Source organism: Spirosoma harenae (assembly GCF_054776975.1).
Genome location: NZ_BAAHBD010000014.1, coordinates 276,337 through 286,087, shown reverse-complemented (window position 1 = coordinate 286,087; position 9,751 = coordinate 276,337). Strand labels below are relative to the sequence as shown.

General features: G+C 45.9%; 8 protein-coding genes. 1 reads left to right on the top strand and 7 read right to left on the bottom strand.

Annotated elements, in window-relative coordinates:
• Positions 1-1,376, bottom strand: a 1,376-nt coding sequence (locus tag ACYVE4_RS20755) for a tetratricopeptide repeat protein (protein WP_461042141.1), incomplete at its 3' end; no start/stop codon positions are given.
• A gap of 271 nt (positions 1,377-1,647) precedes the next feature.
• Between ACYVE4_RS20755 and ACYVE4_RS20750 the strand changes: the two genes are divergently transcribed.
• A complete protein-coding gene (locus ACYVE4_RS20750; RefSeq protein WP_461042140.1) occupies positions 1,648-1,827 on the top strand; it encodes a hypothetical protein in 180 nt (59 codons plus the stop codon).
• A gap of 63 nt (positions 1,828-1,890) precedes the next feature.
• On the opposite strand, the gene ACYVE4_RS20745 is transcribed toward ACYVE4_RS20750, so the two are convergent.
• The 6 genes from ACYVE4_RS20745 to ACYVE4_RS20720 all read right to left on the bottom strand — a co-directional run bounded on the left by ACYVE4_RS20745 (position 1,891) and on the right by ACYVE4_RS20720 (position 9,669).
• The gene (locus tag ACYVE4_RS20745; protein ID WP_461042138.1) at positions 1,891-4,146 is read right to left on the bottom strand and encodes a TonB-dependent receptor; all 2,256 of its coding nucleotides are present in this window, start codon (positions 4,144-4,146) and stop codon (positions 1,891-1,893) included.
• A gap of 106 nt (positions 4,147-4,252) precedes the next feature.
• Positions 4,253-4,750 carry a DUF3299 domain-containing protein gene (locus ACYVE4_RS20740; protein ID WP_461042137.1) on the bottom strand — a complete coding sequence of 166 codons (498 nt, stop codon included), beginning with the start codon at positions 4,748-4,750 and terminating at the stop codon, positions 4,253-4,255.
• A 246-nt stretch (positions 4,751-4,996) separates the two neighbouring features.
• Positions 4,997-5,842, bottom strand: coding sequence for a serine/threonine protein kinase (locus ACYVE4_RS20735; protein WP_461042136.1), 846 nt, complete (start codon positions 5,840-5,842; stop codon positions 4,997-4,999).
• 41 nt (positions 5,843-5,883) lie between these two features.
• Positions 5,884-7,665 carry an ABC transporter ATP-binding protein gene (locus ACYVE4_RS20730; protein WP_461042135.1) on the bottom strand — a complete coding sequence of 594 codons (1,782 nt, stop codon included), beginning with the start codon at positions 7,663-7,665 and terminating at the stop codon, positions 5,884-5,886.
• A gap of 30 nt (positions 7,666-7,695) precedes the next feature.
• Complete coding sequence (locus tag ACYVE4_RS20725; RefSeq protein ID WP_461042134.1) at positions 7,696-9,021, bottom strand: hypothetical protein; 1,326 nt, start codon at positions 9,019-9,021, stop codon at positions 7,696-7,698.
• A gap of 126 nt (positions 9,022-9,147) precedes the next feature.
• On the bottom strand, positions 9,148-9,669 hold the full coding sequence (locus ACYVE4_RS20720; protein ID WP_461042133.1) for a DUF3592 domain-containing protein: 522 nt from the start codon (positions 9,667-9,669) through the stop codon (positions 9,148-9,150).
• Between the last annotated feature and the right edge of the window lie 82 nt (positions 9,670-9,751).

The following is a 9,751-nucleotide window of genomic DNA, read 5'->3' as shown; positions in this document are numbered from 1 at the left end:
GAGAGGGTGCTGCCCACTTCATCGTGGAGGTCGTGGGCGATCTGTTTGCGGAGTTGTTGAGCTTCTTCGAGTCGGCGCAGCTTGGCCCGGTTCAGCAGCCAGGCGCTGGCCACTGTGCCCAGTAGTAGTAATAGAACACTGCCAATAAGGAGGAGCCGGGTACGTTCGCTTTGCTGTTGATGAAGTTGGGTTTCTTGTTGGAGCAATCGGATCTGGGCTTCCTTCTTTTCCGCTTCGTATTTTGCAATCAATCGCTGCACTTCGCTGCTCGTGCGGATGGTTGTAGAGGAGTCAATCTGCTGATTTCGTTCGAGTTGAAATGCATAAGCCTGCTGGAAGTTTTTCATACCACCGTACAGATCTGCCAATCCCTGTGTATAGGTGGCTATCTGCTCTTTATCGTTTCGTTCGTTGGCCAATTGAAGTGCCTTCTTCAGATTTTCTTCTGCTGGTTTATACTCTTTTAGGGCTTCATAAATCTGTCCCAGATTAAAGTAGGCGGTTGCTATAGTCGCCTTGTTCTGCTGATTAACGCCAATTTTCAGTGACTGTCTGACATAAGGGATGCCTACTGCGGGATGTCCGGAAAGATTCAACGCTAAACCAATGTTTACCAGAACATCAGCCTGTAACAAGGCGAATTGGGTTTCTTTCGCATGTTTTAAGGCCAGTTTGTAGTACGTCAGCGATTGATCATATTGTTTCAGACCATCATAGCAAATGCCTATATTATTTTCTATGATAGCCATGCCGTTTGTATTTTTCTCAAGCTGATTCAAGGCTAACGCTTGTCGGTAATACGAGATGGCTTCCTTGAATTTTTTGAGTTCTTTCAGGGCACTACCAAGACCACCGTATGTAGCAGGAATGCGTGGTTGAATCTTATATGTCTCCTGAAGCTGTAGCGAATGCAGTTGCATAGAAACCACTTTCTCGTATTGTTGCAGCTTACTCAGGGCGGCCGCAACGTTCGAAATGGCTCCGCAAATGAACCGTGGAGGGAGTTTGTAATTTTCGGCGGTTGTGAGGGCCTTCTGAAAATAATCTGCTGCCAGCTGCGGTCGGTCAGTCAGGTAATAGATTGATCCTCGATTCGTATAGGCTTTAGCTAACCCCATCCCATACTGAAGTTGGCTGGCTAACCGCTCCGACACCTGAAGTACAGAATCGGCCTGAGCATAATCGGGATGAGTGCCGGAATGAAGTTCCCGCCCCAGGACATTCAATGCCCGGACGTAATTTGTGTCGCGGGCAGTATGTGTTTTTATATATACTTTAACAGAATCGAGCGAATTCGGTACCTGAGCATCAGCTATTTGTGTAGTTACTATAAATAAACCAATACTAAACAGAAGTAGATAAGAGCGATTCGTCATATGAGTGGGTAGCCTGTAAGAATATAAAGATCAATGAATTACCCTTCAATTGATAATTGTTTTAGGAAACGGTTAATGAACGCCCTATTCTTATTATTGACCAACACACACTGCCTTATCCTTAACGATCTAATTCTATTGCAGTTAGAACAAATGAATACATTACTGTATGAGGTGAAATTAAAATGCCATTAAATAGTAATCTGAGAAGTAGTCTTTCGTGTTTAAACAAAGGTCTTAAGTAATAGTACGTATGTATATAGCTTGATTTATGCGAAATAAAATTCTTCACTATTTATTTCCAACCCTTTGTATATTGTCTATTATCCTGTTGATTATCAGCGTGAAGTTTATTTACGATTTCGCCTATCTATACGCACTTGTAGCTTTTTCTCTATCGATTATTTCGACAATCCTGGCCGTATTCGCCACCTGGCTTGCTGCCAAATAAGTGTTAACATATTTGAGTTTCATCTTCAACAGCTATTTTCAGACTATATATTGCCGTAGCCCACTACCAGAACAATGTCAAACTTAAGCGGGCGAAAAATGGAGTTCCGGGCGTAAAGTGAATTTCATTGACCGACATGGCTTCGCCCTGTAGACGGCTTTCCGTCGCAAACTGAGTTTCTTTCCAGCGTGTATTGAACAGATTCTGAACCGATAGGCCAACTGTATAAGCTCGCTTGGCATAATTGGCCTGCATGTCGGTTACGAAATAGCCATTGGCTACAATCGAATTATCTTCATTCGCTGGTCGGTTGGCTATGTATCGATATCGAATTGAGCCATTCAGGCCATAGTTTGTTTGTAACGACAGGCCACCCGTTGAGGTAAATGTAGGGGCAAGCGGTAAGTAATTTTGTCCGGCTTCGGCATCAATTGCGCGTGGTTTCGCTGTGTTCAAATCCAGATCGGCATATAATGATTTGGTAAGTTGATAGCGTACTGATAAATCGATTCCTTGTCGGCGAGATCGTCCGCTGGGTTCAACCACACCTTCGTCGCCCACATAAACAAATTCCTGCTGGAGCCACAAATACCAGGCGGCTGCATTAATAAGCAGTTTTGGGAAGGGTTTGAAAATTACGCCAAGATCAGATCCATATGCGGCTGGAAGGATCTGGCGGCCATCCTGAGCCGTAACAACCCGAACGTCGTTGGAATGGAAACCTTTGCCTGTATTCAGATAGAGTTGCACACGTGGATTAGCAGTATAATACAGGTTCAGTTTTGGCGATACAATTGCCTGCGTTACGCGCTTGGTACTGATTGGCGTTGCCAATAAATCTTCGTACTGACTGCGAAAATAATCGACCCGTATACCTGCATTCACCGTAAAGCGAGCCGATAACTGAATTAGTTCGTCGGCATAAGCAGCGGCATTGATCTCATTGATATTCCCAAATTTGAGTTGATTCAGTGTCTCAACCCGGTTTTTTGTGTGCGACAGCTCGGTATGATGCGTAATATCCTGACGATACTGGGTCCCTACTGTAGTTGTCCAGGTTGTTTTGCCGATGGTATGTTGCGTAGAATAACTACCGTTGTAGCCAACTAGATTTCGGTGCTCTTTCTGCCGAATCTGATCGCCATTGATAGAATCTTCCTTGAAAAACGTGAAGTTTGAATACAGTTCGAAATTGTAGTTACTGTAAAAAAACTGGTTCTTGATAACGTGGTTGCGGGGAGTTACCGTGACCAATTGGAGGTTGGCATTTGTCCGGCTGGTTTCACCCCCCTCGGTCGGGTCGATTGATCCAAAGAACCCCGTTAACCCTGATTCAACGGCCCGGTCAGGAATCTGGCCCGAATGATTCCATTTGCTCCAGAACGTCGATCCGGTGAGTATCAGATTGGTGTTGGGGGCAATATGTTCGTGGTATTTTCCCATGACATTAACCCGCTTGAAATTCTGAGGATTATCGAAATAGGAATTGGTGTAAGAATATTCCGAAGCCAGGTACGCGGATTGGTTTTTATTACGTGCGGTCTGGCTTAATAAATTCAACCCAGCTACAGCTCGATAGGTATCAAATTGCCCCGCTTCCAGTTTCACGAAATTCTTGTCCAGCGCCGTTTTGGTTCGGAAATCAACCCAGCCAGCGGTGGTCAGATTGCCTTTCTCGGCGTTATAAGTCCCTTTTTTGAAATCAACACTTTCTACTAATTCAGGAATAACAAAATGCAGATCGGCATATCCTTGTCCGTGTGCGTGCGAGACCATATTGACCGGCATACCATCAACCGTCAGGCGGATATCGGTGCCGTGGTCGAGATCGAAACCGCGTAGAAAAATCTGTTCGGCTTTTCCACCTCCGGCATGTTGACCAATGAACAGTCCCGGCACCATTCGCAGAATTTCCTGGGAGTTTGTGATAGGACGTAACTTAATATCTAGACTACTGATCAACTGCTGATCGTGCGCCCGTTGAGATGACACCACCACTTCGCTCAGTTCGACGGAGGTAGTCGTCAGAATCGTTTTGACGAAGGTTGTACGATCATCCTGAACGACAACGTCAATGACCACCGATTTGAAACCAACGTGCGATAACTCAACCTTGTATGGAGCTGGAACCAAACCATCAAAGCGATATTGCCCTAACTCATTTGTCAAAGCTGCCTTCCCCAGGCCAGTCAATTGAACCGTAACATTCCGTAAAGGGAGATTTGTTGTTTGATCATACACGGTACCGTACAGATTTCCCAAATGCGCATGGACCTGAACGCTTATCAGTACGAAAAGTATCGATAAGATGTGTTTCATTTTGAAATCGAAAGGAAAGTCAAAACATAAAGAAAGGCTCAACGTTAGCTGAGCCTTTCTTTATGGTATAAAATTGAAGCTATTTGAACAGGTTCATTATCTATTTCTATTGACCGATCATTTCAGCGTCGGCTAAAATGTAGTTCAGCTCGTAGATATTGTCGGCATTGAGTTTGAGCGTTCCCCGGAATGTCCGACGCTCATCCGTTTTAAATTTCTTGTCAGACTTTTTGAACTTCAGCGATACGACTGATTCAGGACCGGCACCTCCGCAGAAGAAGCAAGCGCTGTATGGGAAAGCTGATAGCACATAGATATTCGATTCGAGGTCAACGGGTAATACGTAGCCAGTTAAATCAACCACTTTGCCGTTTAGTTTCTGGATACTTTGGCCAAATGTTGGATAAAGCATATAAACGGATTCCTCAGCGTACCATTTTTTCTTAAACGTAACATCGCGCAGGATTTCCCATGATAGCTTTACTGGCTCGGCAGATACACTAGGAGCGACTTTTGACGTCGGCCGCTCAACGGGCAAAACCGCGGGACGAAAAGCCGAAGCGACGAGCGATACGCATAAGAAAGCAATTACGATACGGTTCATGGCGATGAAAGACTTTAACGATAGAAAATATTGGTAAAACTACGAAAAGATTATATCTAATGATAGCCTAAATGACGCAAAAACAAGGTTATTCGCCTTTTTAACGTTAAACAGCGAGTTTGATAAAAACATTCACTTCTTCCAACCATGGACTGTGTCCTCACAGTCAGCGCTGCCGGATGGCTAACGTTCGCTGACCACAATGGGCTGTGAGGGCACAGCCCTAGGACAACAGACAAAAAATACCTATCCTTTCATTTTATCCCATAATCGGCGCATTGGCTCAATCCATTCGGGGGTATCTAATCGGGATGGATCTCGAATAGCTTCTACTACTTGTTGCGCCGTAAGCCGTCGTTCAGGCGAAACGATTAGTAGTTTTTTGATTAGTCGTTCGCTGGCGCGGGACAGATTAGGTTGTAGTTTAAGGGGAGAGAGGTAATCCGCTTTCTGAATCAGGCGACCAATTTCCGATTCCGTACTTCCACCAAACGGCGAATAGCCTGTCAGCATTTCATAAAATAAAACGCCCAGTGCCCAGCAGTCGGAAGCGGCACTACTTTCACCCGCAAATTGCTCGGGTGCCATAGATGACACCGTTCCAACCAGATGTCCCTGGCGCGTTAGGCGGGGAGCATTCGTTTGGCGGGCCAGGCCAAAATCAAGTAGTTTGGGGTTGCCTTCACGGGTTAACTTAATATTTCCAGCTTTTAAGTCCCGGTGTACAATGTTTCGTTGGTGCATGTAGGCTAACGCTTCCGCGATTTGTCCAATCAATTTCCAGGCTTTTTCTTCAGAGAGAGAGCCATTTTTGCGAATAACCTGCTGAATAGTTGGTCCTTCTAAATACTCCATCACCAGACAAGGCAGATTCTTCTCCACGAAAAAATCATAGATTAAGGCAATGTTGGCATGTCGCAACGATGCCTGTAGAGCTGCTTCGTTGCGGAACCGTTCGGCCTGCTCTAACTGGCTCAATAATTTAATGGCTACCGTTCGTTGGGTTGAATCGTGAATGGCCTGATAAACTTCACCCATACCACCCGAACCCAGCCATTGCGTAAGCGTATATCCTCGAATCGTCTGATTCATACTAGTTTTGTGTTTGCGGTGTTGGTAAAGCGAAGATGGTTTTAGCCTAATACCGTTGCCGCTAATCGGCTGATGTTCAATGTTCGGGCATTTGAGTCGATAATGTCCCGATAGAGGCCACCTTCCTGATATAAGGATTCGTGCGTTCCCTGACCAATTACTTCGCCTTCCTGAAGCACGTAAATTTTATCGGCATCCATAATCTGGCTGATGTTGTGAGAAATGATCAATACCGTACGGTTTTGCTTGATGGCGTCCAGACTTTCTTTGATTTGCTCGGTCGTGATGGCATCCAGACTAGCAGTGGGTTCGTCGAGTAATAAAACGGGTGGATTTTTTAGAAATAATCGGGCAATGGCAATGCGCTGTTGCTGCCCACCCGACAGGGACCGCGCTTCAGTTTTATAGCCTTCTGGCAAACGAAGTACCTGTTCGTGAAGACAGGCTTTTCGAGCCGCTTCGATCACCTCTTCGTCAGTAGCTTCAAGTCGACCATAGCGGATGTTTTCTTCAATGGTTCCAGCGAAAATGTGGTTTTTCTGAAGCACCAACCCAACGTTTTCGCGTACAAAATCGCTCTTATAATCAGCCAATGGCTGGCCATCCAGTAATACACTTCCTTGCGTTGGATCGTAAAAACCAGCCAATAAATTAAGGGCTGAACTTTTTCCCGCTCCTGATAATCCCACCAGTGCCGTGACTTTGCCCGGCTCTACATCCAGCGTGACCTTGCTTAAGGCCTGTTTGCCATTCGGGTAGGTGAAATCCACATTGCGAAGCGAGAAATGCCCTTTCCAATCGGTTGTGGTCAACGAACCACGTTGTTGTAGATAGGCACTATTTTCGATCATATCGAAGAAACCTTCAGCGTAGACCAGCGCTTCGGTATATTCGTCGTAGATGCGGTGCAGGTGGCGAACGGGAGCAGATACGTTATTGAACAACATGATGTGAAGCAGAATAGCCCCAACACTCATTTGTCGATTGAGTACGAAGTAAATCGTTACGACAAACACCAGAACTATACCCATTTGCTCAGCCACGCTTTTCAGCCCATCGAACAGGTAATTGGTACGGTGGTGACGAATCTCATTTTCGCACAAACGGCGATTTATTTCCTGTTGACGGCCTTGCTCGTAATTTTCCCGGACGAACGATTTGACCACGAAAATGGACTCCAGCAACCCAAACAGCGAATTGGCTTTGTTCTCCCGTACTTCCTGAATATTCCGACGGATTTGTTTCTGGCGATTCGTCTGTTCGCGGCTAATGTAGGCGTATAGCGGCAGCACTAGCGTAGCGACGATACCAACTCCCCAGTTCTTATTATAAATCAGGACCAGCGCGAAAACCGCATTCGCCATCATCGGAATAATATCGACAAAGAGATTCTTGACGGTTTTGGTTAAATTCTCGATTCCTTTATCAATCCGTTTTTCGAGCTTACCCGTCTGATTTTGATTCAGCGCGAAGAACGATAAATGGTAGCTGACAATTCGGCGGATGGTGTAGTCGTACAAATCCGCAGCCATCCGAAACCGAATTCGATCACTCAGAAATTTCTGACCCAATTGAATGAGCAGGCTCAGTATTTCTTTGGTCAGTAAAATCGCTACCAAACTGCCTACCACCCAGGTTACTTCGCCTTTGTCAATCGGTCGTTTGAGCAATCCCTGAACGGTATTGACGGTGTACTCCATGACTAACGGCGTAACCTGTGCCAGCAAAGCTCCGATCATGGTCAATAGCAGGGCTAGTGCCAGACTGCCTCGGTACTTTTGGACAAACGGCCAGAGTTTTCGGATGAGTAGTAAGGTAGACATGAGCGGTCGATTAGTAGTAAAGGGAGCGGATTAAATCATTTGCCGAATGAATTCCTGCGTATTCATTTTGCCGTCGGTCTGATAATCGTAGAAGAGTTCCGTCATGGAGGCTATGATGTGTGGATCTTCGGTCAGGAAGGCCGTTAATTTCGTGGCCCGACCGCTTGCACTTGATCCGCTACCGAGGATACACACGCAAAGTCCACGGAAGATGCCTGGTTTGTTTTCGCGGGGAGCGCTGATGAACAGTTGCACAGGCAGAGTTTTATTTACTTTCGAAACCCGGATACCTAATTCCTGCATTTCCTGAATGGCATTGGAGTGATCCTTGTATAATTGATTTACCAGCAGTGATTTAGGGTCTGTATTATCCGTTGAAGACGGTACCAGGAATCGGTTGTGGTGTGGAGTATCTTCGCGCTGATTCAGAACCGAATTACTGCCTGGTCGGTACGTTTCGACCGATACGTGTTCGTTCACCACTTTGCCGAGGTATTTCAGGAATGCGTGGGTAGCGCCTTCGTTCTGATCGTTGAGCGTTACGAATTCGACGTGTGCGTCGCTCCCCATTTTCTGGAGATAAAGCGCAGCTCCTTTCAGCTTATTTTCGATGTCGGTACGGTCGCGCTGAAGGGCTTCGGCTTTGCGGGCGTAATCGAACTGGGTCGCATTTTTTAGTTCGTGCGGTTTCAGATTGGCGTGCTTGGCTACGTATTCCATTCGGAAAGGAGCGATGCCTTCAATACGAGCTGTATTTGATAATACCAGCAGATCGTTTCCCTGCGTTTGCGCCGATTCTACGACTTTGCCAATGCCTTCCAAAAGTTCGTCAGCGCCTTCCATCAGTTGCACTTTTTCGTTCACTTTGCCGCTCACATCCACCATCAGCGTATTGAGCGATTGCGTAGCCTGCACCAGCAGATTGGTTTGCGTTTTGATATGCTCCATTTCCTGCTGATTGAGTTTCTCTTTCTGGCGATTCGCTTTTTCGGTCGAAACCGTAACGAATAAACCAATGAAAATCCCGACGATACCCCCCAGCAGACCGGCAATATCCAGTTCACGAATGTAGCGGTCGATGCCTGGGCTAAAGTAAATGTTCTGATCAGACCAGACGCCGGTTTTAGGATCTATCTGGAAGTTTGACAGGTAATGAGCCGAATCGTTGAAGACGTAGAACCATTTGAAACCCAGCGAAATCAACAAGGCCACGAAGGGAATCATAAATAAGACGGTGAACAAAACCGGGTGGCGACGGATGATTTCGTAGAGTACGGTGAAGAAGCCTTCATCGTCAGTTTTATGGTCGGCGCTGGTGAGCGCGTGGGTAGCGGAGGTAGGCAGTGCTGTTTGCATAAGTAGTTGATTGTTAAAGCATGACAAAGGTCTTGGGTTATTTGCTGGTGTACCATCCACAAAGACCTACATTCGGTCTATAGGAAAACCTATAATTTGCGTCTGGCGAGTTGCAGCATAATGGGTTTACTTACCAGCGGCCATTGAAACGGGTAGTGCGTCTGGAGTGGTGAATACGTAATAGGAGATGAAGGCAAGAAGAATTGCGCTGAATGACATAGCAATCCAGGGTACGATCGTACCTAGAAAATCGCCACGTTCGCGAGCTGCATTTGGCTGAGCTGGATTGTACAACAAAGGATAGGAAGCTCCTACCTGTGGCGCTTTGGTAAACAGGCCGTGATACGAATAGTATTTGTACGTGATCCCATTCAGCACGTATTCTACAGTAAGTCTTCTTCTCAGTTTACCCCAAACGATTCGAACTCGACGGTCAATAATTTGCCCGGAAGTTTTGCTGGCTGTATTGAACCAATTACGCTCTCGCTGGTATGTTTTGGCGAGTAGAAAGACAGGTACTAAGACCATGATCAGCAGTACTAAAGGATGTTGCCATACATTCATCGTATAGCTGGCAAACAGCACAATTTGTAAAAAGCAGACGCCCATCAGTAGGGCTGTGTGTTTTAAAACATTCGTAGTAGACATGATTCGGTTTGTTTAGAAAATTGAGTTGTTTAAGAACATGACAAAGGTCAGGCTCCGTCGTTTCCCGAATTCTCTACAAACA

Excerpts from the sequence above, each read along its gene's own strand:
- ACYVE4_RS20750 (WP_461042140.1), top strand. The coding sequence starts at position 1,648 with ATGCGAAATAAAATTCTTCACTATTTATTTCCAACCCTTTGTATATTG.
- ACYVE4_RS20745 (WP_461042138.1), bottom strand. The coding sequence starts at position 4,146 with ATGAAACACATCTTATCGATACTTTTCGTACTGATAAGCGTTCAGGTC.
- ACYVE4_RS20740 (WP_461042137.1), bottom strand. The coding sequence starts at position 4,750 with ATGAACCGTATCGTAATTGCTTTCTTATGCGTATCGCTCGTCGCTTCG.
- ACYVE4_RS20735 (WP_461042136.1), bottom strand. The coding sequence starts at position 5,842 with ATGAATCAGACGATTCGAGGATATACGCTTACGCAATGGCTGGGTTCG.
- ACYVE4_RS20730 (WP_461042135.1), bottom strand. The coding sequence starts at position 7,665 with ATGTCTACCTTACTACTCATCCGAAAACTCTGGCCGTTTGTCCAAAAG.
- ACYVE4_RS20725 (WP_461042134.1), bottom strand. The coding sequence starts at position 9,021 with ATGCAAACAGCACTGCCTACCTCCGCTACCCACGCGCTCACCAGCGCC.
- ACYVE4_RS20720 (WP_461042133.1), bottom strand. The coding sequence starts at position 9,669 with ATGTCTACTACGAATGTTTTAAAACACACAGCCCTACTGATGGGCGTC.